The sequence below is a fragment of the Streptomyces sp. NPDC006193 genome (genome assembly GCF_040613915.1).
In the GTDB taxonomy this organism is placed as follows: domain Bacteria; phylum Actinomycetota; class Actinomycetes; order Streptomycetales; family Streptomycetaceae; genus Streptomyces.
This window is the reverse complement of record NZ_JBEXTB010000021.1, coordinates 21,863-47,308: the sequence shown is the minus strand read 5'-3', so window position 1 is coordinate 47,308 and position 25,446 is coordinate 21,863. Positions and strand designations below refer to the sequence as shown.

General features: G+C 71.6%; 23 protein-coding genes and 1 riboswitch. Of the genes, 9 read left to right on the top strand and 14 right to left on the bottom strand.

Annotated features, from left to right (window positions below; all coding sequences use genetic code 11):
- Positions 1 to 76 precede the first annotated feature (76 nt).
- Complete coding sequence (locus ABZ261_RS19720; RefSeq protein ID WP_356860803.1) at positions 77 to 1,324, top strand: alpha/beta hydrolase-fold protein; 1,248 nt, start codon at positions 77 to 79, stop codon at positions 1,322 to 1,324.
- Here the strand turns inward: ABZ261_RS19720 and ABZ261_RS19715 are convergent.
- The 10 genes from ABZ261_RS19715 to ABZ261_RS19670 all read right to left on the bottom strand — a co-directional run bounded on the left by ABZ261_RS19715 (position 1,233) and on the right by ABZ261_RS19670 (position 12,878).
- Positions 1,233 to 1,892: a trimeric intracellular cation channel family protein gene (locus ABZ261_RS19715; RefSeq protein ID WP_356860801.1), complete on the bottom strand. Its 660-nt coding sequence runs from the start codon at positions 1,890 to 1,892 to the stop codon at positions 1,233 to 1,235. The two genes, ABZ261_RS19720 and ABZ261_RS19715, sit on opposite strands and share 92 nt — an antisense overlap.
- Before the next feature lie 47 nt (positions 1,893 to 1,939).
- Positions 1,940 to 3,331 (bottom strand): M1 family metallopeptidase, encoded by a 1,392-nt coding sequence (locus ABZ261_RS19710; protein WP_356860799.1) that lies wholly within the window; start codon positions 3,329 to 3,331, stop codon positions 1,940 to 1,942.
- A 99-nt stretch (positions 3,332 to 3,430) separates the two neighbouring features.
- The gene (locus ABZ261_RS19705) at positions 3,431 to 5,077 is read right to left on the bottom strand and encodes a dipeptide ABC transporter ATP-binding protein (RefSeq protein WP_356860797.1); all 1,647 of its coding nucleotides are present in this window, start codon (positions 5,075 to 5,077) and stop codon (positions 3,431 to 3,433) included.
- Complete coding sequence (locus tag ABZ261_RS19700; protein WP_356860795.1) at positions 5,074 to 6,168, bottom strand: ABC transporter ATP-binding protein; 1,095 nt, start codon at positions 6,166 to 6,168, stop codon at positions 5,074 to 5,076. The genes ABZ261_RS19705 and ABZ261_RS19700 overlap by 4 nt, the downstream gene beginning before the upstream one ends.
- On the bottom strand, positions 6,165 to 7,172 hold the full coding sequence (locus tag ABZ261_RS19695; RefSeq protein WP_356860793.1) for an ABC transporter permease: 1,008 nt from the start codon (positions 7,170 to 7,172) through the stop codon (positions 6,165 to 6,167). The genes ABZ261_RS19700 and ABZ261_RS19695 overlap by 4 nt, the downstream gene beginning before the upstream one ends.
- Positions 7,173 to 7,244: 72 nt before the next feature.
- Positions 7,245 to 9,017 (bottom strand): ABC transporter substrate-binding protein, encoded by a 1,773-nt coding sequence (locus ABZ261_RS19690; RefSeq protein WP_356860791.1) that lies wholly within the window; start codon positions 9,015 to 9,017, stop codon positions 7,245 to 7,247.
- A gap of 34 nt (positions 9,018 to 9,051) precedes the next feature.
- Entirely contained in the window at positions 9,052 to 10,050 is a 999-nt protein-coding gene (locus tag ABZ261_RS19685) for an ABC transporter permease (protein WP_356860789.1), read from the bottom strand.
- A 351-nt stretch (positions 10,051 to 10,401) separates the two neighbouring features.
- Positions 10,402 to 11,202 (bottom strand): enhanced serine sensitivity protein SseB C-terminal domain-containing protein, encoded by an 801-nt coding sequence (locus ABZ261_RS19680; RefSeq protein ID WP_356860787.1) that lies wholly within the window; start codon positions 11,200 to 11,202, stop codon positions 10,402 to 10,404.
- A gap of 136 nt (positions 11,203 to 11,338) precedes the next feature.
- The gene (locus ABZ261_RS19675) at positions 11,339 to 12,130 is read right to left on the bottom strand and encodes an enhanced serine sensitivity protein SseB (RefSeq protein ID WP_356860785.1); all 792 of its coding nucleotides are present in this window, start codon (positions 12,128 to 12,130) and stop codon (positions 11,339 to 11,341) included.
- Positions 12,131 to 12,197: 67 nt separating this feature from the next.
- Positions 12,198 to 12,878, bottom strand: a complete 681-nt coding sequence (locus tag ABZ261_RS19670; RefSeq protein WP_356860783.1) for an AAA family ATPase — start codon at positions 12,876 to 12,878, stop codon at positions 12,198 to 12,200.
- Between the two features lie 179 nt (positions 12,879 to 13,057).
- Positions 13,058 to 13,161: riboswitch (glycine riboswitch) on the top strand.
- 156 nt (positions 13,162 to 13,317) lie between these two features.
- Here ABZ261_RS19670 and gcvT point away from each other — a divergent pair.
- The 4 genes from gcvT to ABZ261_RS19650 all read left to right on the top strand — a co-directional run bounded on the left by gcvT (position 13,318) and on the right by ABZ261_RS19650 (position 17,699).
- Positions 13,318 to 14,445, top strand: a complete 1,128-nt coding sequence (gcvT, locus tag ABZ261_RS19665; protein WP_356860781.1) for a glycine cleavage system aminomethyltransferase GcvT — start codon at positions 13,318 to 13,320, stop codon at positions 14,443 to 14,445.
- 116 nt (positions 14,446 to 14,561) lie between these two features.
- Positions 14,562 to 14,939, top strand: coding sequence for a glycine cleavage system protein GcvH (gcvH, locus tag ABZ261_RS19660; RefSeq protein ID WP_356860779.1), 378 nt, complete (start codon positions 14,562 to 14,564; stop codon positions 14,937 to 14,939).
- Between the two features lie 14 nt (positions 14,940 to 14,953).
- On the top strand, positions 14,954 to 16,219 hold the full coding sequence (gene glyA / locus ABZ261_RS19655) for a serine hydroxymethyltransferase (protein ID WP_356860777.1): 1,266 nt from the start codon (positions 14,954 to 14,956) through the stop codon (positions 16,217 to 16,219).
- Positions 16,220 to 16,331: 112 nt separating this feature from the next.
- Positions 16,332 to 17,699: an L-serine ammonia-lyase gene (locus tag ABZ261_RS19650; protein WP_356860776.1), complete on the top strand. Its 1,368-nt coding sequence runs from the start codon at positions 16,332 to 16,334 to the stop codon at positions 17,697 to 17,699.
- A 107-nt stretch (positions 17,700 to 17,806) separates the two neighbouring features.
- Here the strand turns inward: ABZ261_RS19650 and ABZ261_RS19645 are convergent, their stop codons facing one another.
- The gene (locus tag ABZ261_RS19645) at positions 17,807 to 19,570 is read right to left on the bottom strand and encodes a M28 family peptidase (protein ID WP_356860774.1); all 1,764 of its coding nucleotides are present in this window, start codon (positions 19,568 to 19,570) and stop codon (positions 17,807 to 17,809) included.
- 383 nt (positions 19,571 to 19,953) lie between these two features.
- Between ABZ261_RS19645 and ABZ261_RS19640 the strand changes: the two genes are divergently transcribed.
- From ABZ261_RS19640 to ABZ261_RS19630, 3 genes are all read left to right on the top strand, one after another.
- Positions 19,954 to 20,961, top strand: coding sequence for a LuxR C-terminal-related transcriptional regulator (locus ABZ261_RS19640; RefSeq protein ID WP_356860772.1), 1,008 nt, complete (start codon positions 19,954 to 19,956; stop codon positions 20,959 to 20,961).
- 119 nt (positions 20,962 to 21,080) lie between these two features.
- On the top strand, positions 21,081 to 22,112 hold the full coding sequence (locus ABZ261_RS19635) for a phosphatidylinositol-specific phospholipase C domain-containing protein (RefSeq protein ID WP_356860770.1): 1,032 nt from the start codon (positions 21,081 to 21,083) through the stop codon (positions 22,110 to 22,112).
- Positions 22,113 to 22,147: 35 nt separating this feature from the next.
- Positions 22,148 to 22,705, top strand: a complete 558-nt coding sequence (locus ABZ261_RS19630; RefSeq protein WP_356860768.1) for a glycoside hydrolase family 25 protein — start codon at positions 22,148 to 22,150, stop codon at positions 22,703 to 22,705.
- A gap of 7 nt (positions 22,706 to 22,712) precedes the next feature.
- Here the strand turns inward: ABZ261_RS19630 and ABZ261_RS19625 are convergent, their stop codons facing one another.
- From ABZ261_RS19625 to ABZ261_RS19615, 3 genes are all read right to left on the bottom strand, one after another.
- Positions 22,713 to 23,372: an NAD(P)-binding domain-containing protein gene (locus ABZ261_RS19625; RefSeq protein WP_356860766.1), complete on the bottom strand. Its 660-nt coding sequence runs from the start codon at positions 23,370 to 23,372 to the stop codon at positions 22,713 to 22,715.
- A 178-nt stretch (positions 23,373 to 23,550) separates the two neighbouring features.
- The gene (locus ABZ261_RS19620) at positions 23,551 to 23,763 is read right to left on the bottom strand and encodes an EF-hand domain-containing protein (RefSeq protein WP_356860764.1); all 213 of its coding nucleotides are present in this window, start codon (positions 23,761 to 23,763) and stop codon (positions 23,551 to 23,553) included.
- 59 nt (positions 23,764 to 23,822) lie between these two features.
- Complete coding sequence (locus ABZ261_RS19615) at positions 23,823 to 24,734, bottom strand: MerR family transcriptional regulator (protein WP_356860762.1); 912 nt, start codon at positions 24,732 to 24,734, stop codon at positions 23,823 to 23,825.
- 48 nt (positions 24,735 to 24,782) lie between these two features.
- On the opposite strand from ABZ261_RS19615, the gene ABZ261_RS19610 reads away from it, so the two are divergent.
- Positions 24,783 to 25,439: a GNAT family N-acetyltransferase gene (locus ABZ261_RS19610; protein WP_356860760.1), complete on the top strand. Its 657-nt coding sequence runs from the start codon at positions 24,783 to 24,785 to the stop codon at positions 25,437 to 25,439.
- Positions 25,440 to 25,446: the final 7 nt, after the last annotated feature.

Genomic DNA, 25,446 nt, shown 5'->3' with positions numbered 1-25,446 from the left:
TGAGATCCCGGCGACATTCCGGTGTGTGCCCCGCCACGTCCACAACCCCGGGCCTCCGTTCTCCCTCTTACGGGACATGAGCCTCACCGGGACTGCCTTCCTCTACACGGCCGTCGTGCTGTCCGTGGTCGCCCTCGTGCTGCCGCTCGTCCTGTGGTCGCGGATGCGCGGGCCCAGGCCCCTGCGGGCCGCGGCCCGGGTCCTCATGCTGCTGTTCGCCCAGGGCACGGCCGTCATGCTGGTCTTCGTGCTGGTCAACAACCAGAACAACCTGTACGACAGCTGGGCCGACCTGCTGGGCACCGGCGACCACGTCCAGCAGGCCGCCGACCTGGGCCGGGACGGCACCGGCGGGATCGCCGTGACACGCCTGCCCAAGGTCAGGCAGACGTTCACGCCGGCCGGCGGTCCCGGCATGCGCGCGGCCGGCGGAGTGCGCGTCACCCAGCTCGAGGGCCGCGTCTCCGGGGTGGACGCCGAGGTCTACGTCTGGCTGCCGCCGCAGTACGACGACCCGGCCTACCGGCACAGGAGGTTCCCGGTGGTCGAGGTGCTGCCGGGCTACCCCGGTTCCGCGAAGGCCTGGTTCGGGGCGATGCGGGCCCACGAGCAGCTGCTGCCGCTGATGGAGCGCGGCCGGGTGGCGCCGTTCATCCTGGTCGCCCCGCGCACCAGCCTGCTGGCCGGCGTGGACACCGGCTGCGCCAACATCCCGGGCCGGGTCAACGCCGACACCTGGCTCAGCGTCGACGTGCCGAAGATGGTCAGGGACAACTTCCGCGCCCTGCCCGCCCCGCAGGGCTGGGCGGTGGCCGGCTACTCGGCCGGCGCCCACTGCGCGGTCAAGCTGGCCGTGGCCCACCCCGACCGGTACCGGGCCGCGGTGAGCCTGTCCGGTTACAACGACCCGATCGGCGTCCGCGACTCGCTCGCCGCCCGAAGCCCGGCCCTGCGCGCCGCGAACAACCCGTACGTGCTGCTGAAGAAGGCGGCCGTGCCGCCGCGGGTCGCGCTGTACCTCTCCGGCGAGGCGGGGGACGGCTACCAGGCGGGCCTGGCCCTCCAGGCCGTCGCCAAGGCGCCCACCACCGTGCGCGTGGTGTTCCTGCCGCGCAGCGCGGGCGGTCACACGATGGCGCTGTGGCGGCCCCAGGTCACCACCGTCTTCCGCTGGCTGACCGTGCAGATGGGCCAGAGCCCCGCCAGGGGCGGGGAGGGGTCCCCGGCCGGCTCTACTCCTCGGTCACCGTCGACCGGCGGTTCCACGCACGCGGCGCTCGCCAGTGGAACCGCATCGCGAGCAGGCGCAGCACGAAAGCCGTGACGACCGCGACGGCGCTGGTGAACGGGGTGAGGGTGGAGTAGCGGATGCACAGCACGACCATCGTGGCGCCGACCATCGCCGGGACCGCGTACAGATCGCGGTCCCAGCGCAGCAGCGAGGGCACCTCGTTGGCCAGCACGTCCCGCAGCACGCCGCCGCCGACGGCGGTGGCGAGGCCCAGCGTCGCCGACGCGGTCAGCCCGAGGCCGTAGCTGTACGCCTTCGTGGTGCCGCTGACGCAGAACAGGCCCAGGCCGGCCGCGTCGAAGACGAGCACCGCGGTCTGGATGCGCTCCACGTGCGGGTGCAGGAAGAACACGACGAGCGCGGCGAGCAGCGGGGTGACGAAGTACCCGAGGTCCGTGAAGGCGGCCGGGGGCACCGCTCCGATGATCAGGTCGCGGATGAGGCCGCCGCCCAGCGCGGTCACCTCGGCGAGGACGGCGATGCCGAACACGTCGAAGTTCTTCCGGACCGCCAGCAGCGCGCCGGAGATCGCGAACACGAAGATGCCGATCAGCTCGAGCGTGTGCTGGACGGAGGGACTGAAGAGTTGCTGCAGCTGCACCCTTCCATTCTTACCTGCCGGACGGCCTGCGCCTTACAAAGGCAGGCTCACAGGGCGGGCTTCCCTGGGGTGAACAGCCAGCGGGTGAAGAGGTCGTCCAGATCGCGGCCGCTGACGCGCTCGGCCAGGCGCAGGAAGTCGGCCGTGTCCGCGTTGCCGTACCGGTGGCGTTCGGTCCAGGCGGGCAGCAGCCGGAAGAAGGCCCGGTCGCCGATCCGCTCCCGCAGCATCTGGAGCGTCATCGCGCCGCGCTGGTAGACGGCGGAGGAGAACATCGTGTCCCGCTGCGGATCGGCCACCACGATCCGCCAGAACGGGTCGTCGGCGGCACGGGCGCCGTAGGCGGCGAGGAAGGAGTCGTGGGCGGTGCGGGTGCCCCGGTGCTCGGCCCACAGCCACTGGGCGTAGGTGGCGAAGCCCTCGTTCAGCCAGATGTCCTTCCAGCGCGCCACGCTCACCGAGTCGCCGAACCACTGGTGCGCCAGCTCGTGCACGATGGTCGACTCGTCGCGCACGGCCGAGTAGGCGGGCTTGCTCTGCACCTCCAGCGAAAACCCGGCCTGGGGCATGTCGTCCACGATCGCCCCGGTCTCCTCGAAGGGGTAGGGCCCGAAGACCTTCGACCAGTAGTCGGTGGCGGCGGCCGTGACGGCGTACACGTCGGGCCCGCCGGCGTCCTTCAGCACGGGGTCGACGGCGACGTAGACGGGGATGCCGCCGGGGGTGCGCCCGGTGCGCACGTCGAACCGGCCGACGGTGGCGGTGGCGAGGTAGGTGGCCATCGGCCGTGACTCCTGCCAGTGGGTGTACGTCGAGCCGCCCTTGTCGTACGTGGAGACCAGCCGGCCGTTGGAGACGGCGGTCAGGCCACGCGGCGCCTTGATCCGGATGTCGTAGGTGGCCTTGTCGGAGGGGTGGTCGCTGGACGGGAACCAGGTCGAGGCGGCGTTGGGCTCGCAGGCGACGAAGACGCCGTCGGCCGTCTTCATCCAGCCGTACTCGGAGCCGAAGACGATGGGCCCGCCGAGGGGCCGTGGTGTGCCGCCGTAGGTGACGGTCACCGTGAACCGGCGCCCGGCGCGCAGTTCACGGCGCGGGGTGACGGTGACCTCGTCGCCGTCCCGTGTGAACGCGGCACGCCTGCCGTCCACCTCGACCCGTGTGATCCGGAGCCGCTGGAGGTCGAGGTCGAAGGAGGAGAGGGTGCGGGTCGCGCGGGCGGTGAGGGTCGTACGGCCGTCGAGGCGGCCGGTGCCCGGGTCGTAGGCGACGCTCAGGTCGTAGTGGCGGGCGTCGAAGCCGCCGTTGCCGAGCCGGGGGAAGTAGGGGTCGCCGATGCCGGGTGCGCCGGGGGTCGGGGCGCCGGAGGCGGCGACGGCGAGGAAGGAGGCCGCCGCGGTGGCGACGGCCCCCAGACGTGCCGAACGGGAGAGTGCCATGGTCGTCCCTTTCGCGCGTGTGCCGGTCGGTGGACGGACACGGACGACTCTGCACTCTCCCGTTCAGGCATGTACATGACTTTGCCCAGTCGTCATGTGCTACGTGTCGGTCGGCTCCGGGGACTCGGTCCCGGCCCGGCGTGCCGTCTCCTCGGCGAGCGCCTCCGGCTCCCCGGACGGGGTCTCGGCGGCGGCGCCGGTGGAGGCGGTGGGCTCCTCGGCGGGGGCGTCGGCCGCGGGCGCGGCCTTCCCGGCCGAGGTCTTCGCGCCGGGCCCGGTCTTCTCGCCGGAGGCCTCCGCCGCCGCGGCAGCCGCCGACTCCCCGGCAGCCACCGCCTCCTCGGCGGCCGGCTTCCCGTCGGCGGCCGGTTCCTTCACGTCGGCGGCCGGCTTCCCGTCGGCGGCCGGCTTCTCGGCCACCGGCTTCTCGGCAGCAGGCTTCTCGGCAGCAGGCTTCTCAGCCACGGGCTTCTCAGCCGTCGGCTCGACGGCCGCCGGCTTCTCGGCAGCCGCCTTCTCGACCACGGGCGCCTTCTCGGCCGCCGGCTTGTCCGTGGTCGGCGGCTTCTCGGCCGTGGTGTCGGAGGCGAGCGCCGCCGACGTCCGGGCCGACTCCGCGAGCACGGTCTCCGGGACCAGCTCGGACGCCTCCTTCGCCGCCGAGAGCAGGACCGTGTCCTGCGGGGCCTGGTCGGCGAAGTCCTCCGGGTGGTGGCAGGCCACGCGCTGCCCCGGCCTCAGCTCCAGGAGCTGCGGCTCGGTCGTCTTGCAGATCTGCGTCGCCTTCCAGCAGCGGGTGTGGAAGCGGCAGCCGGACGGCGGGGCGATGGGCGAGGGCACGTCGCCGCGCAGCAGGATGCGCTCGCTCTTCACGCCGCGCCGCTTGGTGTCCGGCACCGGCACCGCCGACATCAGCGCCTTGGTGTACGGGTGCATCGGCGTCTCGTACAGCGAGGTGCGGTCGGCGAGTTCGACGATCTTGCCGAGGTACATCACCGCGATCCGGTCCGAGACGTGCCGGACGACCGAGAGGTCGTGCGCGATGATCACGTAGGTGAGGCCGAGCTCCTGCTGGAGGTCGTCCATCAGGTTCACGACCTGCGCCTGGATCGACACGTCCAGCGCGGACACCGGCTCGTCCGCGACGACCAGCTTCGGCTTCAGGGCGAGCGCGCGGGCGATGCCGATGCGCTGGCGCTGACCGCCGGAGAACTCGTGCGGGTAGCGGTTGTAGTGCTCGGGGCTGAGGCCGACCAGCTCCAGGAGCCGCTGGACCTCCTTCTTCACCCCGCCCTCCGGCTCCACGCCCTGGAGCCGGAAGGGCGCCGAGACGATGGAGCCGATGGTGTGCCGCGGGTTCAGGGAGCCGTACGGGTCCTGGAAGATCATCTGGATGTCGCGGCGCAGCGGGCGCATCTGCCCGGTGCTGAGCCGCGTGATGTCCCGGCCCTCGAACGTGATCTTCCCGCCGGTCGGGTCCTGGAGCCGGGTGATGACCCGGCCCATGGTGGACTTGCCGCAGCCCGACTCGCCGACCACGCCCAGGGTCTCGCCCTTGCGCACCTCGAAGTCGATGCCGTCGACGGCCTTCACGGCGCCGACCTGCCGCTGCAGGATGCCCTTCTTGATCGGGAAGTGCTTGGTCAGGCCCTCGACCCTGAGCAGCACCTCACGCTCTTCGGAAGCCGACGCCTGCTTCGGGACCGCGGCCTCGGCGACGGTGTCCGTCTTCTTGGTCTCACTCACAGCTTCGGCGCAATCTCTTCGGTCCAGATCCGCTGGCGGTCCTCGGCCGACAGGTGGCAGGCGGACCAGTGGCCGGTGCTCACCTGTGCCAGCTCGGGGCGCACCGTGCGGGTGACGTTGCCCTTGGGGACGTCCGCGTACGGGCAGCGCGGGTGGAAGGCGCAGCCCGAGGGGATGTTGATGAGGCTCGGCGGCTGGCCCTTGACCGGGATGAGCCGTTCGGAGGTCTCGCGGTCGATGCGGGGCATCGAGCCGAGCAGGCCCCAGGTGTAGGGGTGCTGCGGCTGCTCGAAGACCTCGCCGGCCGGGCCGCGCTCCACGCACCGGCCGCCGTACATCACCAGGACGTCGTCGGCGATCTCGGCGACCACGCCGAGGTCGTGGGTGATCATTATGACCGCGGAGCCGAACTCCTTCTGCAGGTCCCGGATCAGGTCGAGGATCTGCGCCTGGACGGTCACGTCGAGGGCGGTGGTCGGCTCGTCGGCGATGAGCAGCTCGGGGTTGTTCACCAGCGCCATGGCGATCATGGCGCGCTGGCGCATACCGCCGGAGAACTCGTGCGGGTAGCCGTCGACGCGCTTGGCGGGCTCGGGGATGCCGACGCGGTCGAGCATCTCGATGGCCCGGGTGCGGGCCGCCTTCTTGCTGACGTCGTGGTGGACCCGGTAGGCCTCGACGATCTGGTCGCCGACCTTGTAGTACGGGTGCATCGCGGACAGCGGGTCCTGGAAGATCATCGCCATCTCCCGGCCGCGGAGCTTGCGCACCTCGTCGGGGGCGGCGGAGACCAGTTCCTTGCCGTCGAGCCAGATCTCGCCCGACATCTGCACGTTCTTGCCGCGCGCGCCGAGCCGGTGCAGGCCCATGATGGCCAGCGAGGTGACCGACTTGCCGGAGCCGGACTCGCCCACGATGGCGAGGGTTCTGCCCTTCTCCAGCGAGAAGCTCAGCCCGTCGACGGACTTGACCAGTCCGTCGTCGGTCGGGAAGTGCACCTTGAGGTCGCGGACCTCGAGGAATGCCTCGGGCGCCTTGCCGGAGGAGGCGGGCTCGCCCACTGCGGCGCCCGTCTTGGAGAGTTCGGTCACGAGAGCCTCACCCGCGGGTCGGCGGCGGCGTAGAGCACGTCCACCAGGAGATTTGCGATCACGACGAAGAAGGCGGCGAGCAGGGTCACGCCGAGGATGGGGGGCAGGTCGTTGTCACTGATGGCCTTCACCGCGTACTCGCCGACGCCGTGCAGGGAGAACACGTACTCGGTGATCAGGGCGCCGCCCAGCAGCAGACCGAGGTCCATGCCGAACACGGTGATGATGGGGGTGAGCGCCGCGCGCAGCCCGTGCCGGACCACCACGTTGCGCTCGCGCAGGCCCTTGGCACGGGCCGTGCGGATGAAGTCCTCGTTCATCGTCTCCAGCATCCCCGAGCGGGTGAGCCGCGCGTAGATGGCGGAGTACAGCAGTGCCAGCGAACACCAGGCGGGGAAGAGGGTGTTGGCCCACTGCGCCGGGTTCTCGGTGATCGGGACGTACGTGGTGCCGAAGATCGGCCACTGGTAGGTGAACAGCAGGAGCGCCAGGTTGCCCGTGAAGAACATGGGCAGCGAGACACCGGCGAGCGCGACGCCCATGAAGGTGCGGTCGAAGACGGAACGGGGCTTGAGCGCGGAGACGACACCGATCGCCACGCCCGACACCACCCAGAGCACGGCGGCGCCCGCGGCGAGCGAGGCCGTCACCGGCATCCGGCCCGTGAGCTGGGGCCAGACCGCCTCGTGGGTCTTGAAGGAGTAGCCGAAGCAGGGCGCGTCGCAGTGCACCGTGCTGGGGCCGATGTTGTAGTCGGCGCCGGCCACGATCCCCTTGATGAAGTGCCAGTACTGGACGTAGACCGGCTGGTCCAGACCGAGGTTGTGCTTGACCGCCACGATGTCCGCCTTGGACGGACTCTTGCCGATGTACTGCTGCGCCAACTGGTCCGCTGTCTGGCCGGCGAGCCGTGGCAGCAGGAAGAAGATGGCAAAGGTGACCGCGGAGACGACGAGCAGCAGGATCACTGCTGCGAACGTCCGGCGGAGGATGTACGAGATCACGGGGACCGGCGCTGGTGCCCGCGGGCCTTGCGGCCCGCGGGCACCAATGCCTTCACCTGCCTTCCGGGGCTGCTACTTCGACGCGACGCCGATGTTGAGGTAGTCGTACTGACCGCTGAAGGCCGCCGTGGAAACCAGGTTGGTGTAGTTCTGCGGGCGGCCCAGCAGGACCTTGAAGTAGGTCAGCGGGACGAGCACGGCGTCGTCCATGGTCTTCTTGTCGATCTGGGTGTAGAGGCTGTTGCGCTCGGTGGTGTCCTGAGTGCCGATCGCCTTGCCCAGCAGACCGTTGACGTCCTTGTTGTCGTACTGCGACAGGTTGGTGTTGCCGGACTGGCTGATCGCCTTGCCGTTCAGGATCTGCTGCAGGAAGCCGTAGCCGGAGGGCCAGTCGGCGCCCCACTGCATCATGATCAGACCGAGGTTCTGCTTCTCGGTGAACTTCGGCACACCCGCGTAGTCGGTGAAGTACTTGCCGGACGGGTACTGCTTGAGGGTGGCGTTGATGCCGACCTTCTTCAGCGAGTTGATGATCGCCGTGGCGGCGTCGATCTCCTGCGGACGGTCCGAACGGGCCGTGATGTTCGTGGAGATGGACGACTTGCCGCAGGCCTTCAGCTGCGCCTTGGCCTTCGCGACGTCACCCTTGCCGCCCTTGGTGGCGTAGACGTCCGACTTCTCGTAGCCGGGGATGTCCGGCGGCAGGACGGTGGAGGCGACGTCACCGCGGATCGGGCCGCCCTCGGCGGTCTGCACCGAGACCTTGTCGATCGCGTACTGCACGGCCTTGCGGCACTCGACCTTGTCGAACGGCTTGACCTTGGTGTTGATCGCCAGGTAGACGAGACGGCCGCCGTAGGTGTTGTCCGTGTTGGCCTTCTTGGCCGCGTCGGTGAGCACCTTCGCCTGGGTGGAGGCCTGGACGCCCGTGCCGGCCAGGTCGATCGCGTCGCCCGCGAGCACGTCCTGGTCGATCTTCTCCGGGTTGACCTTCAGGTTGACGACGATCTTGTCCGGCAGCTGCTTGCGCAGCGGGTCCGTCTTCGGGTCCCAGTTCTCGTTGCGCACCAGCACGGCCTGCTTGCCGTCCTCGTAGCTCTGGAACTTGTACGAGCCCGAGGAGACGATGTGCTTGACGTAGTCGACGCCCTTGTCCTTCGCCCGGGGCACCGGCGCGGTCTGCGGGGCGGCGACCAGGTAGTCGAACTCCTGGAAGGCCTGCTTCAGGTGGAAGACGATCGTGGTGTCGTCCGGCGTCTGGATGGAGGACAGGCCCTTGGTGCTCTTGTCCTTGTACGGGCCCTTGTACTTGTCGCCGTCGGCCAGGAACTGCTGGAAGTAGTTCGGGCCGAGGGAGAGCACGTCACGCGCGAAGTTGGAACGCTCGACGGCGTACTTGACGTCCTTCGAGGTGATCGGCGTGCCGTCCTCGTACTTCAGGCCGGAACGCAGCTTGTACGTCCAGGTCTTGCCGCCGTCGCTCGGGACGCCCTTGCTCGCCGCGAGGTCGGGGACGAGGGTGTTGCCCTCGTCGCCGGGGCCCGGCTTGAACGTCATGAGCGGGCGGGCCCACAGCCGGCTGAGGTTGTACATGTACGCGTAGTACGTGTTGCCCGGGTCGAACGAGTCCGGGACGTCGGACATCTCGTAGGTGACCGTGCCGCCCTTCTTGTCCGACACGTTCACGACGCCCTTGGTCGCGGCGTTGGCCCCGGCCGACTTGGTGCCGTTCTTGTCCTTGTTGTCATCGGCCTTGCTGCAGCCTGAAAGAACCAGGCTGACGGAGCCGATGGCCGCGATCGCGGCCAGCGCTGACCTTCGCATGATGGGCGCTTTCCCCTCCATTGTTGGAAACTTTTCGTGCTCTCGGCGGCAGGCGTCAGCGGCTGCGCGGGTCGAGAGCATCGCGGAGACCGTCACCGAGCAGGTTGAACGCCAGGACGGTCACGAAGATGGCCAGACCCGGGACGATCATGTACTGGGGGTCGACCTGGTAGTAGGTGACCGCCTCGCGCAGCATGCCGCCCCAGGACGCCTGCGGGGGCTGGATGCCGACGCCGAGGAAGCTCAGGGACGCCTCGAACAGGATGTTGGTCGGGATGAGCAGCGTCGAGTAGACGATGATCGGGCCGACCAGGTTGGGCATGAGCTCCCGGAACAGGATGTACGGGGCCTTGGCGCCCATGCCGCGGGAGGCGTCCACGAACTCGCGCTCGCGCAGGGCGAGGGTCTGGCCTCGCACGATCCGCCCCAGGTACGGCCAGTTGAAGAAGCCGATGACGAAGATGAGCACGCACAGGTGGAGCGGCAGCCCGTTGAGGCCGAAGGCGCCGCCCTGCAGGGTGGCGGAGATGGCGATCGCGAAGAGCAGGAGGGGGAAGGCGAGGAAGGTGTCCATCAGCCGGCTGATGACCGAGTCGACCCGCCCGCCGTAGTAGCCGGCCACGACGCCCATGACCGCGCCGATCACGTTGGACAGGATGGTGGCGCCGAAGGCCACCACCAGCGACACCCAGGAGCCCTCCAGGACGCGGGTGGCGATGTCACGGCCGAACTTCGGGTCCACGCCGAGCGGGTGGTCGGCGCTCATGCCGCCCCAACTGCCCTTCGGGAGCGAGGTGTCGGGGGTGATGAGGTCCTGGTGGAAGGCGTTGGGGTCGAGCCCGAGGACGGCCTGGATGGGACGCGAGAGGATCGCGACGAGGATCAGCAGGATCACGATGACGCCGCCCGCGACGGCGACCCTGTCCTTCTTGAAACGGGTCCAGGCGATCTGACCCAGAGAACGACCCTCGATCTGCCCCTTCCCGGCACCCTCCAGCACAGCTTCCGGCTGTGCCTCGGCTGCCGCCCCGGTGGTCTCGATCGGTGCGGTCACGGTGAGCGACCCCTCTCGCCGGTGGTGACCGGCCTGCGCCTGCCGCGGTTTGCGGCTTTGTCGACTTGCCATCGATCAGGAGGTCTCGACCTCCTGTCTGAGTCGCGAGTCTTCAGCGTCGTCGCGATCACCCGCCAGAGCTGACGGCGAAAGTATGCGCAACCGTGATGCAGTCCAGGGGATTCCGTTATCCGAACAGTGGGTAACGCCCCCCGGACGTGGTCTAGTTGGGACAGAACGGTGATTCCGCGCGGTTCGGGACGTAGGGCAGATGTCTACGCGCGCAGAAGTGCGCCGACTGTGCGCATGCTGCGCGGATTCCTCGAAGGGTCTGGCGCCCGGGCCGGCCGGTCAGTAAGAGCCGTGCACCGGCGGGTAGCCGTAGCCGACGGACGGCGGGACCGGCTGCGGCGGCGCGGCGGGGGCGTGCGCCTCGCGGTCGTAGAAGGGACGCGCGTTGGCCCGCATCCACATCACCACCGGGTCGTGTTCGTCGCTCATCGCGACCGTGGACACCGGCAGCCCCTCCGGGACCGCGCCGACGGACTGCTGCATCATCGCGCGCACCGAGTCGACCGCGGCGGGCGAGGCGTCGTACACGTCCAGGCCGATGGCGAGGTAGGGCGCCCCGAGCGCGGGCTGCACCCAGGCGCGGCGCAGCGAGCGCAGGGCCGGGGTGCGGTGGGCGTTCTGCGTGAGCAGGGCGTAGAAGTGCGGGATCTCGATGGCGGGCTCCGACAGGCGCAGCGGGCCGGCGGGCTGGCGGTCCAGGCCGGTGGCGATGCGGCGCAGGTCCAGCCAGGGGATGCCGACGCCGCCGCCGGGCGCGTGCGGGTTGAGCCAGAGGCCGTAGTGGTCCGGGTACAGGGTGCGGGCCACGTCCAGGGCGTCGGCCACTTCGTACGAGCGGTTCCAGCCGCTGGCCGACAGCTCCTGGGCGGAGGTGACGCAGGGGGCGTAGTGGAAGCCGCCGACCTCCATGTTCCCGTACTGGGCGTCCGGGGCGCCGGCCTGGCCGTGCCACAGGAGCATCCAGACCTGGCCGGAGGACGGGGTGGCGAGGGCGCGCAGCAGGGCCTCGTAGGCGTCGTAGCGTCCGGGCGTGACCTGGCGCAGCATGTGCTCGACGCTGCCGCTTGGGCTCGCGCTCACCTGTCTTACCGCCCCTTCGCTTCGTGCCCCGCGTTCGGACACAGCTTATGCGCCCGGGAGCGCGGGGCCTCGTGTCCGTGCCCGGGTGCGGGTTCGTGGTGGGTTTCCGCGCGGTTCCCCGCGCCCCCGGGCCCGTTCAGAGGCCGTACTGGTAGAAGGGGCGCACGTTCGTCTTCATCCAGCCGACCACCGGGTCCTCCACCACGTCCAGCAGGACCAGGTTGACCGGCCACCGCACCGGGACCTTGCCGAGGGCGCGGCCCAGGGCGTCCAGGGGGCGGGCGCGCAGGTCGCCCTCCCACTGGGAGAGTTCGACGCCGACGAAGAGCACCGGGTCGGCGGTCTCGACGGCGGCCAGGCAGCGGCGGGCGGTGAGGACCACGCCGGTGCCTTCGAACTCGGCCGAGGCGGCGGACAGGAAGTCGACCGGATCGTCCTGCCAGTCGGGCTCGAAGAGGCGGACCCGGCCGCCGGAGCCGGGCCCGTCGAGCGGGGTGCGGCCCGCCCGGCACAGCTCGGCCACGGCCTCGGGCGGCAGCGGGACGCCGACCACGCCGCCCGGGTTCACGGCCAGGCCCGCCTGCGGCGGCAGGCCGCGGGCGAACTCCGCGGCCGGGGCGACGGTGCAGGCCATGTGGGAGCCGGCCACCTGGCGGAACTGCTCCTCGGAGCTGAACACCGGGACGTACGCCTGTCCCTCGATGTCCATCGTCGGCAGGTCCAGCGCCGTGCTGTCCGGACCGCCGCCGTTGGGCAGCGGGACCCACAGCAGGCTGCGGCCGAGGACCTCGAGGATCCGGCCGCCCGCCGAGGGGACGCCGAGCGAGGCCGACAGCACCTCCTCCAGCTCGTTGCCGGGCCAACCGCCGTGCGGGTGGGGGTGCGCCTGTGCGGGGAAGTCCGCGGGAAAGTCCGCCGGGAAGTCCATGTGCCTACCGCCTGCTGGAAACCACTGGTGTGAGCATGAAGGCTAGCGGGTGGCCGCGCCACGGCGGCTACCCGTCGAAATCCAGGCGGCGCAGGGTGTCCGCGGCGGCCCGGTCGAGCAGGACCGCCGAGCCGCAGCCCGCGGGCAGCTCGCCCCGCTCCACCGCGCCGAGCAGCCGGGCGGTCGCGCGGCGGTGGCGGCGGAAGGCGTAGCGGGAGACGCCCCGGCCGCGCTCGCGCTGGCCCTCGCGCGCGGTCTCGGGGTCGACGTCGAGCAGCAGCAGGTGCAGCCCGCCGCCGCGGCGGCGGGCCTCGCGGGCGAGCCAGGCGCGCACCCAGGGCTGGGTGCCGCAGTCGTGGACGACGACGCCCTCGCCGGTGCGCAGGGCGCGGCGCAGGCCGGTGTAGTGCGCGAGCCGGACCGCGGGGCGGTACAGCGCGTAGGGCAGGAAGCGGGGCAGGCGGGCGGCGAAGCGGTCGCGGGTGTCCTGGGAGTCGACGCGGCGGCCGGGGACGGCGCGCTGCATCAGGGTGGACTTGCCGCTGCCGGGCAGGCCGGTGACGACGACCACGTCCCGCGGCGCGAAGACCAGGGCGCGCGGGCTGCGTCCGGCGCGGTGGCGCAGGTCGCGCACGACCGGGACCGTGCGCGCGGCGCCGCGCGCACGGGCGGGGGCGGAGGGGCGCCCCGGCACCGCGGGGCCGGCGGCGGTGGCGGTGGCGGTGACGTACGCCGAGGTCCTGTTCACCGTGATGGTCCTCCCCTGTGGGCTCGGTGTTCCGCATGCCCGTTGCAGTTAAAGGGAAGGTAATGGCCGCGGGTCGGCGGATCGTGCGCGTACTGCCACAGCCCGGTCACAGAAGCGGGCTCTGGAGGCTCCGGGAGGCGGCGTGCAATGATGTGCCCGCCAACTGCATACCGGCCGCTTGAATCCGCGCGGGAGAGTCCCCAGGTCCCCCAGGGCCGCCTGGGGCGCCGAAGGAGCAAGTCCCTCCCTTGAATCTCTCAGGCCCCGTTACCGCGCGGGCGAGGCACATCTGAAAAGCGGGCCGCTGCGACAGTGGCTCCACCCAAGGTGCAAGCCGTGATCGTCCCTGTGGCGGTCGTGGCGAACCTCTCAGGTTCCGATGACAGATGGGGAGGAACGTTCCTCGCCCGTCCTGTCTGCCTGGGGAGACGACCGACCGATGAGCAGTACCGAACCCACCGAGCTGCGCCGCACCGCGCTCGACGCCGTGCACCGTGCGCTGGGCGCGACGATGACCGACTTCGCCGGCTGGGACATGCCCCTGCGCTACGGCTCCGAGCGCGACGAGCACCTCGCGGTGCGGAACCGGGCCGGCCTGTTCGACCTCTCCCACATGGGGGAGATCACCGTGACCGGCGCGGACGCCGCCGCCTTCCTGAATCACGCCCTGGTCGGCGACATCGCCTCCGTCGGCGTGGGCCGCGCCCGCTACACCATGATCTGCCAGGCCGACGGCGGCATCCTGGACGACCTGATCGTCTACCGGCTGGCCGACACCGAGTACCTGGTGGTGGCCAACGCCTCCAACGCCCAGGTGGTGCTGGACGCGCTGACCGAGCGCGCCGCCGGCTTCGACGCCGAGGTCCGCGACGACCGGGACGCGTACGCGCTGATCGCCGTGCAGGGTCCGCAGTCCCCCGGGATCCTGAAGTCCCTCACCGACGCCGACCTGGACGGTCTGAAGTACTACGCCGGGCTGCCCGGCACGGTCGCCGGGGTCCCGGCGCTGATCGCCCGCACCGGCTACACCGGCGAGGACGGCTTCGAGCTGTTCGTCAGGCCGGAGCACGCCGCCGCGCTGTGGCAGGCGCTGACCGAGGCCGGCGAGGGCGCCGGTCTGGTCCCGTGCGGCCTGTCCTGCCGCGACACGCTGCGCCTGGAGGCGGGCATGCCGCTGTACGGGCACGAGCTGACCACGTCCCTCACCCCCTTCGACGCAGGTCTGGGGCGCGTGGTGAAGTTCGGCAAGGAGGGTGACTTCGTCGGGCGCGAGGCGCTCGCCGAGGCCGCCGCCCGGGCCGAGCAGAACCCGCCGCGCGTCCTCGTCGGCCTGGTCGCCGAGGGCCGCCGGGTGCCGCGCGCCGGGTACTCCGTGGTCGCGGGCGGCGAGGTGATCGGCGAGGTCACCTCCGGCGCACCCTCCCCCACCCTGGGCAAGCCGATCGCCATGGCCTACGTCGACGCGGCGTACGCCGCGCCGGGCACCGAGGGCGTCGGCGTGGACATCCGCGGTACCCACGAGCCGTACCAGGTCGTGGCGCTGCCGTTCTACCGGCGCCAGAAATAGACACGGGGCGCGGACCGTCCGCGTGACGTGACCCCGCGCACCCTCGCCCTGCCCGTCGGCAGGGCCGGCAGTCCCCCCTTCACCAGCACTCCCGCGCGTACAGGAGAATTCAGGCCATGAGCAACCCCCAGCAGCTGCGCTACAGCAAGGAGCACGAGTGGCTGTCGGCCGCCGAGGACGGCGTCGCGACGGTCGGCATCACCGAGTTCGCGGCCAACGCGCTCGGTGACGTCGTCTACGCCCAGCTCCCCGAGGTCGGCTCCACCGTCGAGGCGGGCGAGACCTGCGGTGAGCTGGAGTCCACGAAGTCGGTCTCCGACCTGTACTCGCCGGTCTCCGGTGAGGTCACCGAGATCAACGAGGACGTCGTCAACGACCCGTCGCTGGTGAACAGCGCTCCCTTCGAGGGCGGCTGGCTGTTCAAGGTGCGCGTCACCGAGGAGCCGGCCGACCTGCTCTCCGCCGACGAGTACGCCGCCCACACCGCCGGCTGAGGAGTCGTAGCCGTATGACTGTCCTGAACACGCCCCTGCACGAGCTGGACCCGGAGATCGCCGCCGCGGTCGACGCCGAGCTGGACCGCCAGCAGTCGACCCTGGAGATGATCGCGTCCGAGAACTTCGCGCCGCTCGCGGTGATGGAGGCGCAGGGCTCGGTCCTCACCAACAAGTACGCCGAGGGCTACCCGGGCCGCCGCTACTACGGCGGCTGCGAGCACGTCGACGTCGCCGAGCAGATCGCCATCGACCGGGTCAAGGAGCTGTTCGGCGCCGAGTACGCCAATGTGCAGCCCCACTCCGGCGCCTCCGCGAACCAGGCGGCCCTGTTCGCGCTGGCCCAGCCCGGGGACACCGTCCTGGGCCTGGACCTGGCGCACGGCGGCCACCTGACCCACGGGATGCGGCTGAACTTCTCCGGCAAGCAGTTCGACGTGGTCGCCTACCACGTGGACGCCGCCACCGGTCTGGTCGACATGGCCGAGGTCGAGCGGCTCGCCGAGGAGCACCGCCCGAAGGTGATCATCGCGGGCTGGTCGGCGTACCCGCGGCAGCTCGACTTCGCCGAGTTCCGCCGGATCGCCGACAAGGCCGGCGCCTACCTGTGGGTCGACATGGCGCACTTCGCGGGCCTGGTCGCGGCCGGTCTGCACCCGAACCCGGTCGCGTACGCGGACGTGGTCACCTCCACCACCCACAAGACCCTCGGCGGTCCGCGCGGCGGCATCATCCTCGCGAAGAAGGAATTCGCGAAGAAGCTGAACTCGTCCGTCTTCCCGGGCTTCCAGGGCGGCCCCCTGGAGCACGTGATCGCGGCGAAGGCGGTCTCCTTCAAGGTCGCCGCCTCCGAGGAGTTCAAGGAGCGCCAGCGCCGTACGGTGGAGGGCGCCCGCATCCTCGCCGAGCGGCTGACCGCTGCCGACGCCCGCGAGGCCGGGATCAACGTGCTCTCCGGCGGCACGGACGTGCACCTGGTCCTGGTGGACCTGCGCGCCTCCGAGCTGGACGGGCAGCAGGCCGAGGACCGTCTCCACGAGGTCGGCATCACCGTCAACCGCAACGCGGTCCCGGACGACCCGCGCCCGCCGATGGTCACCTCCGGCCTGCGGATCGGCACGCCCGCCCTGGCGACCCGCGGTTTCACGGCCGAGGACTTCACCGAGGTCGCCGACGTGATCGCCGAGGCGCTCAAGCCGTCGTACGACGCCGAGGCGCTGAAGGCCCGGGTGAAGGCCCTGGCCGGGAAGCACCCGCTGTACCCGTCCCTGAGCAGGTAAGTCACCTTTCGCCGGGCACCGCGCACACTGGAAGAGCGACGTGCGCGGTGCCCGCCCCCCTGTACCGCCCCTTTCGCACCACCCGAGCACCACCCGCATTGAGGAGTCATCCGTGGCCATCTCGGTCTTCGACCTGTTCTCGATCGGCATCGGCCCGTCCAGCTCCCACACGGTCGGCCCGATGCGCGCGGCGCGCATGTTCGCCCGCAGGCTGCGCAACGAGGGTCTGCTGGAGAAGACCGCGACCGTGCGCTGCGAGCTGTACGGCTCGCTCGGCGCGACCGGGCACGGCCACGGCACCCCGAAGGCGGTGCTGCTCGGCCTGGAGGGCGCCTCCCCGCGCACGGTGGACGTGGAGACGGCCGACGAGCGGGTGGAGAAGATCAAGCAGGCCGGCCGCATCACGCTGCTCGGCGAGCACGAGATCCCGTTCTCCTTCGACGACGACCTGGTCCTGCACCGCCGCAAGGCACTGCCGTACCACGCCAACGGCATGACGGTGTGGGCGTACGACGCGGCCGGCGCGGAGCTGCTGTCCAAGACGTACTACTCGGTCGGCGGCGGCTTCGTGGTGGACGAGGACGCGGTGGGCGCTGACCGGATCAAGCTGGACGACACGGTCCTGAAGTACCCCTTCCGCACGGGCGACGAGCTGCTGCGCCTGACCAGGGAGACCGGCCTGTCGATCTCCTCCCTGATGCTGGAGAACGAGCGGGCCTGGCGCACCGAGGAGGAGATCCGCGCCGGTCTGCTGGAGATCTGGCGGGTGATGCGCGAGTGCGTGCAGCGCGGACTGTCCCGCGAGGGCATCCTGCCGGGCGGGCTGAAGGTGCGCCGCCGCGCGGCCGTCTCGGCCCGCCAGCTGCGCGCCGAGGGCGACCCGCTGGCGCACGCCATGGAGTGGCTCACGCTCTACGCGATGGCGGTGAACGAGGAGAACGCGGCGGGCGGCCGGGTCGTCACCGCCCCGACGAACGGCGCGGCCGGCATCATCCCGGCGGTCCTGCACTACTACATCGACTTCGTCCCGGGCGCCGACGAGGACGGCGTGGTCCGCTTCCTCCTGGCCGCCGGCGCGATCGGCATGCTCTTCAAGGAGAACGCCTCCATCTCCGGCGCCGAGGTCGGCTGCCAGGGCGAGGTCGGCTCCGCCTGCTCGATGGCGGCGGGCGCCCTCGCCGAGGTGCTCGGCGGCTCCCCGGAGCAGGTGGAGAACGCGGCCGAGATCGGCATGGAGCACAACCTGGGCCTGACCTGCGACCCGGTCGGCGGCCTGGTGCAGATCCCGTGCATCGAGCGCAACGGCATGGCCGCGGTGAAGGCGGTCACGGCCGCGAAGATGGCGATGCGCGGAGACGGCTCCCACAAGGTGTCCCTGGACAAGGTCATCAAGACGATGAAGGACACCGGCGCGGACATGAGCGTCAAGTACAAGGAGACGGCCCGCGGCGGGCTGGCGGTCAACATCATCGAGTGCTAGACCGGGCCGGCCCGCGTCGGCGACCGTGGAACGGGGAGGCGGATCCGGCGGATGCGCCTCCCCGTCGCCGTGCGGCCGTGCGCGGTCAGCCGGCGGTCAGCCGGTGGTCAGCCGGTGGTCAGGGTGGCGTCGTCCACGACGAAGCCGGTCTGCAGGCTGGAGTCCTCGGTGGCGGTGAAGCTCAGCGTGATCTGCCGGCCGAGGTACTGGCTCAGGTCCAGGGTGCGTTCGGTGTAGCCGGCGCCCGCGTGGACGTTGGAGTACGTCTGCTTCACCGTGCCGTCCACCTTGACCTGGAAGGTGTCGTACGCGGTCGAGCCCGACTCGGCGGTGTCGACGTGCAGCCAGTACCTGAGGGTGGCCTTCGTGCAGCCGGACGGGACGGTCACGGTCTGGGCGAGGGTGTCGGTGGCCGCGTAGCCGTAGCCCGCCAGCCACGCGTACCGGGTGCCGGAGTGCGCGGCCTGGCCGCTGAACGAGCCGATCGCCCCGGTGTCGCCCGTCCACGGCGAGGTGCCGCTCTCGAAGCCGCCGTTGGAGATCACCTGGGTGGCGGTGCAGCCGCCCGCGCCCTCGACGGTCAGGGTGTACGGCGCGGTGTGCGTGGTGGAGCCCGTGCCGGTGATCGTCAGGGTGTAGGCGCCGGGCGGGGCGGAGGCCCCGACGGTGATCGTCGCCGTGGACGAGGCGCCGGAGGTCACCGAGGCCGGGCTGAAGGAGACCGTGACGCCGGAGGGGGCGCCGGAGGCCGACAGGTTCACCGTCTGCGCCGAGCCGCTGGTGGTGGCCGTGGAGACGGTGGTGGTCAGCGAGGCGCCCGGGGCGGCTCTGCCCGTGGTCGGGCTCGCCGAGAGCGAGAAGTCGTCGGCCGGGGCGCCGTCGGAGACCGCCTGCCTCCACAGCGTGTAGGCGACGCCGTCCGCGCTGCGGTTCAGTCCGGTGGCGTTGATGTTGGCGGTGGTGTCGCAGGAGGAGTGGTAGCAGCCGTCGTAGGCGGCGTTCGCCGTGCCGCCCCACTTGGCCGCCTGCGCCGAGGTCTTGCGGGCGCTCGCGCCCATGGCGTACCCGGAGGTCGGGATGCCGTAGCTCTCGAAGGAGTAGTCGTCGGAGCGGCCGGCGCCCTCGGTGTTCTCCTCGGGCTGGAGGCCGAGCGAGTCCCAGTACGCCTTCATCGGCACGGCGGCGGCGGAGTTGATGTGGTTGATGAAGTAGCCGCCGTTGGGCGAGGCGACCATGTCGAAGTTGTAGTACGCCTTGATCGCCGAGCGCTGCGCCGAGGTCAGCGAACGGACGTAGAAGTCGGAGCCGTTGAGGCCCTGCTCCTCGTCGGTCCACCAGCCGAAGCGGACGCGCGCCGCCATCGACGGGTCGGCCGCGGCGAGTCGCAGCGCGACCTCCAGCAGGGTGGCGCTGCCGGAGCCGTTGTCATTGATGCCCGGTCCGGCGGAGACGCTGTCCAGGTGCGAGCCGAACATGTACACCTTCGACGCGTCGCCGCGGGGCCACTCGGCGATCAGGTTGGGTCCGGCGCCGCTGGTGCAGCCGGAGGTGCAGGGCTGCTCGGTGACCGTGTAACCGGCCGCCTGGAGCTTGCCCTTCACATAGGCGACCGAGTCGCGGTAGCCCTGGCCGGTCGATCTGCGGGTGCCGCCGTTGCGGCCGGCTATGGCGTTCAGTTCGGTGAGGTGCGCCTGGACTTTGGTGACGTCGATGTCGGGGGCGGCCGCGGTGCGTGCGGGGGCGGGGGCGGGGACCGAGGCCGTCGCCGTGCGGGGGACCGCGGGGCCGGAACGGGCGCTCGCGGGCGCCGCGGCGAGGCACGCGGCGGCCGTGGCCAGCGAGAGGCCTGCCAGGGCGAATCTTCGTAGCACCGTGTCTCCTTGTGGGGTGTGTGGGGTGCGGGGTGCGGGGTGTGGGGGAACGGGAGCGGGCGGCGCGATGCGGGTGGTCGCGCCGGACCGCCCATCAGGAGCATGCGCATGCCAATCCCAGGTCAAGCGTGGCGCTGTGGGACCGGCCGGATCAGGAGCGTGCGCCCGGCTCCTCCGACGCGACTGCCCCAGCGCGGACGCGCCGGGGCAGTCGCGCCGGAGGAGCCGGGGAGCGGGACGGGCGGCGAAGAGGCTAACCGGCGGGGCGGCCCGTCCGCCCCTGTCCGAAACCGGCACGTCCGCTCCCGGCCAGGCCGGCCGCAGCGCACCGGCCGGGGCGACGCGTCTGGCCCCGCGCGCCGGGCGGCCCGTATCGTGCGCGCATGCATGCGGCGCAGGAGCCTGAGCGCGGCCGGCGGCCGGCCGGGGCCGAGGCGAGGGAGGCCTATCTGGCCCTGGTGGAGCGGATCGCCTCGTCCGAGGCGAGGGACGGCGCCGCCGCGCGGGAGGAACTCGGTGCGCTGCCCGCCGAGTTGCTCCGCTGGCTGACGGACCGGCGGCTGCTGGACGCCGGCGGGGAGCGGCTGCGCCCGCCGGAACGGGCACTGCGGCACATCGTGATGGAGCACCGGCGGCGGCTGCACGAGACGGTCGCGGAACTCGGCCGTGACGCGCAGGCGATGGAGGACGTCCTGTCCCTGCTGACGGCCCCTCGGCTCGACGCCCGGGAGGCCGTGGAGACGGAGTACTTCACCGACCGGGAGCGCACCCGGGAGCGGCTGCAGGAACTGGACGCGCTCAGCCGGGAGGAGTTCCTGGCGATGCGCAACTCCTTCCCCGACGCGCGGGTGCTGGAGGCCAGTCTCGCCGGGGACCTCCGGATGGCGGCCGACGGGATACGGATGCGCGTACTGACCTCCCAGCAGGCCCTGCGCGCACAGGCGGCGGCCCGGTATCTCGACGCGCTGGCCGACGCCGGGGCCGAGGTGCGCGTCGCGGCGACGGTGCCGCTCCACATGAACATCGTCGACCGCGCGGTCGTCGTCGTCGGGTCGGGCCCGGGACCGCAGGGCGAGGGCGGTGACGTCATCCTGCACAGCACACCCGTCGCACAGTGCTTCGTCAGGGTCTTCACCCACGCCTGGGACCTCGCACGGCCGCACGCCGAGCGGCGGGCCGGGCGCGGGAGCGCCGGGTGCGGACTGTCCGCCCAGGAGCGCGAGGTGCTGACGCTGATGGCCACCGGCGCCAAGGACGAGACCATCGCCCGCCGGCTGGCCTGCTCGGACCGGACCCTGCGCCGTCTGATGAACCAGATCATGGAGAAGCTCGGCGCCTCCAGCCGGTTCGAGGCCGGCGTGACCGCCGCCCGCCTGGGGCTGGTGAACTGAGGCCGCGTCCGCCGGACACGCGTTCCTCACGGGGACGATGTTCCTCCCGGGGCTACCGCATGGTAACCACGCGGCTCTACGCTGCCGCCAACTCGGCCATCGATTGAGGGAGTTGGCGTATGCGCGGGATGAGACGGCTGGCGGCGTCCGCGGCGGCCGCGGCTGTGCTGGCGATGGCGCCGGGCAACGCCCATGCGGCGTCGCCGAAGTTCTCCGCCACGACGGCCATCGGCACGCACAACGCCTACGAGAAGGCGAAGTACCCCTACTTCGCCAGGGCGTTGGACTCGGGCGCCGCTCTGCTGGAGCTGGACGTGTACGCGGACGGCCTCAGCCGCCGCTGGCGGGTCAGCCACAGCAACCCGCTGGGCAACGACAACAACTGCGAGGCGGCGAAGACCCCGGACGAACTGTACGGCAAGAGCCGCGACCAGGACCTCGGCGGCTGCCTGGACGACATGGCCGCCTGGAACCGGCTCCACCCCGACCACCCGCCCATCGTGGTCAAGGTCGAGCTGAAGGCCGGCTTCAACGACACCAGGGGCCTCGGACCGGACGAGTTCGACACGCTCGTGCGGCAGAAGCTCGGCGGCAGCGTCTACACGCCGGCGGACCTGCTGGGCGGCACGTACCCCACCCTGGACGCGGCGGCGAGGGCCGACGCCTGGGCGACCCGCGACGCGCTGAAGGGCAAGTTCGTCTTCGAGCTGATCCCCGGCACGGTGGAGCAGTCCAACCCGTTCGACGGCTACTGGACCGACGAGGAGTACGGCGACCACCTGCGCGACCTGCAGGCGGCCGGGAACGTCGCCACCGCCCAGGCCTTCCCCGCCGTCCTCGGCGCCGCGGGCGGCGATCCGCGCACCAGCCGCTACGACGCCTCCATCCGGCCCTGGTTCGTGTTCTTCGACGGAGACGCCGCCGCCTACACCGGCGGCGGCTACGACACCTCGTTCTACTCCGCGAACCACTACATCCTGATCATGACGGCCGCGCACAGCGTGTCCCCGGCCATCTCCGCCACCGATCCGACGGACGCGGAGGTCGCCTCCCGGCTCGCCCTGCTGGCCGGGAACCACGCCAGCCTCATCACCTCCGACTGGTCGGCCGAGCCCCCGTCCGTGCTCGGTGCGGTGACGAACCGGAGTTGAGGTTCCGGCCCCCTCGCAGGGGGCACAACACCTGCATGCTGCATGGCATCGACGTGAGCGCCTACCAGTCCGCCACCTACGCGACGGACGGCCTCTCCTTCGTCTTCGTCAAGGCGACGGAGGGCCGTTCGTACGTCAACCCCCGGCTCGCCGCCCAGACGAAACACGGGCGCGACGCCGGACTGGTCGTCGGGTTCTACCACTTCCTGTGGCCCGGCGACATCACCGAACAGGCGGAGTACTTCCTCCGCCACGCCCCCGACCGTCCCGGCGACCTGCTCGCCGTCGACTGGGAGACCACCGGCGACGGCACGCACGCGAGCAACGCCGAGAAGGACCGCTTCATCCGGAAAGTGAAGGAGCTGCGGCCCGACAACCGGGTGATCCTCTACGCCAACAGGAACTACTGGCTGAACGTCGACACGACCTCCTACGCCGGCGACGGCCTGTGGATCGCCGACTACGTCACGGCCGGCGAACCGCGCATCAAGGCCGCGTGGCGCTTCCACCAGTACACCAGCCAGCCCCACGACAAGGACGTGGCGAACTTCGCGAGCAGAGCCGCCCTGAAGAAGTGGGCCGGCGGCGCCTGAGCGCGACTCAGGCCCGGAAGTCCGCCGGCCGCTCCGGGGAGGCCTCCGCCAAGGCCCTGCGCACCGCCTCCACGCCCGCGCGCAGGCCGTACACCGGCGTGCCGGGCTGCTGGCGCCAGGAGTCGTCGATGCCGCCCGCGTCGACCGTGTCGAAGCCCAGCTCGTCGATCAGGTCGCGGACGACCCGCTTGGCCGCCTCGTCGTCGCCGGCCACCGGCAGGGCGATCCGCTCCGGGTCGCCCGCGGGGCGGTGGCGGTCCAGGAGGTCCTGGGCGTAGGTGCCGTTGAAGGCCTTGACGACGGGGTGGCCGAGGTGCCGTTCGGTCCAGCGGCTCTCGGTGACGCCCTCGTCCTCGACGGCCGCGATCCTGCCGTCCCGCTGCGGGTAGTAGTTGCCGGTGTCGATCACCGCGACGTTCTCGGCCGCGCCGTCCAGCAGGCCGGAGGGAAGGTGCGGGACGGCCTTGAGCGGGACGGTGACGACCACGACCTCGGCGCCCTTGGCCGCGTCCTCGGCCCGGACCGCGGTCGCTCCGGTCTCGTCGGCCAGTTCCTTGAGCGTCTGCGGACCCCGCGAGTTGGCGACGGAGACGTCGTGGCCGAGGGCGGTGAGCCGCCGGGTGAGGTTGCCGCCGATGTTGCCCGCGCCGATGATGCCGATCTTCATGACTGGCCCTTCCGGTGTTCGGATGCATGTGCATGCGTCCTCGTGCCGGTCACAACCCCGGAGGGCGGGGACCTATTCCGCCGGCGGGCGATCGGGTGACGGCCGCGGGGCGCGCCCCCGCCGGGCCCGGACACCGGGGCGCCCGGACCGGGCCGGGCGGGCGCCCCGCCGCCACCGGTCACTTGTCCAGGTAGGCCCAGAACTCGTCGAACGACAGCAGCTTGTCGCCGTCGAGGTCGCGGCTGTTGATGATGGCCTCCGCCACCGACTCGGTCACGTTCCAGTCGCCCTGCCGGGCGAGGGCGGACTTGAACTCCGCCGGGGTGATGTAACCGTCACCGTCCGCGTCGATCCGCTGGAACTGCTTGCGTGCTTCCTCGATGTCCGCCACCGATCCGCCCCTTTTGCTCGTGTTTCTCATGCCGTGCTGGCGTACTGACGCTGGTCAGATTAACGGCCCGTGTGCGCACGCAGTGCGGCGACCACCCAGGCGAAGTCCTCGGCGTGCGGAGGCATGGGCTGCCGGTTCACCAGGGCGAGCAGCTCCCGGTAGCGGGCGACGCGCTCGTCGAAGCCGGCCGTCATGCGCTCCAGCACGTCGACCCGGTCGGCGTCGCCGAACAGCTCGCTGAGCACCTCCTCGGCCGCGGGTCCGGCGGGGTCGACGCCGCGCTCGCGGACCGGGGCCACCAGCTCCACGAGCCGCTTGACGAACCACAGCGACCGCCCGCTCGGCTCGCCGGGCCGCCGGCCGGCCGCGTTGTACTCGACGGCCCGGCGCATCTGCGCCCGGAACTCCGGGTCCTGCAGCATCTCGGCCAGCTCCACCCAGGCGTCCACCTCCTCGGGCGTGGGATCCTCCGCCAGACGGACGGCGGTACGCTGCATCCGTTCACGGACCTCCGGGTCCACGGCGTCGAGCCCGTGCAGCGTCTCCGCCACGAACTCCTCCATGATCCGCTGCCGTTCCGCGGCCGACAGCCGCGCCAGCTTGTTCATCAAGGTCGTCTCCTCTGCGGTCGAACCGCGTCGCGCCACGGTGGACAGCACCGCGCGGGTCACCCTCAGCGACCGGATCCGCGCGTCGATCGCGGTCACATGCGTGGCCGCGATCTGGGCCACGGTCCGTTCCCCGGCCAGCACCCCGCGCACGTCCGCGAGGCCCAGGCCCAGTTCGCGCAGGGTGCGGATCAGCTCCAGGCGGGCCACCCCGCCGGCGTCGTAGAGCCGGTAGCCGCCGGACGACCGGGCCACGGGGGTGAGCACCCCCTGGTCGGACCAGTAGCGGATGGTGCGCACGGTCAGTCCGGTGGCGCGGGCCAGCTCGCCGATGGTGAGGAGTCCGGTGCCGTCTTCGATCATGTCTGCGAGTCTGGGCCTTCCAGTGGGTGGAGACTCAAGGAGCGGGCCTTGGAGACGTTGCGGGACATTCTCGACGCTGCGGCGGCCGGCGTCTTCCCGCCGGCGGACGGCGGCACGACGGTCGTGGCGCAGCCCTCGCCGCGGGACGCCGGGGTGCTGTCCTTCACGGCGCACTCGGTGGTCTTCACCGACGAGGACCCGAAGTGGGTGCACGAGACGCTGCGCGGCCTGGACTGCGATCCCCTGGCGGCCGCGATGAACCCGCGCTTCCTGACCGCCCTGCTGGACCGGACCGGGCGCCGGACCGAGACCGTCGACGCGGTACTGGTGGGCGACCCGCTGCCGGGGGAACCGCCGCTCGCGCTGACGGAGATCGCGGACGCCGGCCACCCCCGGATCCGGTACGCCCGCGGACGCCGGGACGAGGTGCGGGCCTGGGCGGCCGGCGGCGGGGTGCTGGTCATGGGGCGCGGGGTCGCCGGACGGCTGGAGGTGTCGGTGGAGGTGGCCGAGGACGCCCGGCACCGGGGGCTCGGGCGGCTGCTGGCGGCCGCCGCCCGGCGGCTGGCCGCCGAGCCGCTGTGGGCGCAGGTCGCACCGGGGAACGCCCGCAGTCTGCGGGCGTTCCTGGCGGCCGGTTACCGTCCGGTGGGCGCGGAGGCGCTGCTGCTGCGGCCCGCCGGCTGGCCGGCATCCGCGTGCTGACGGCTGG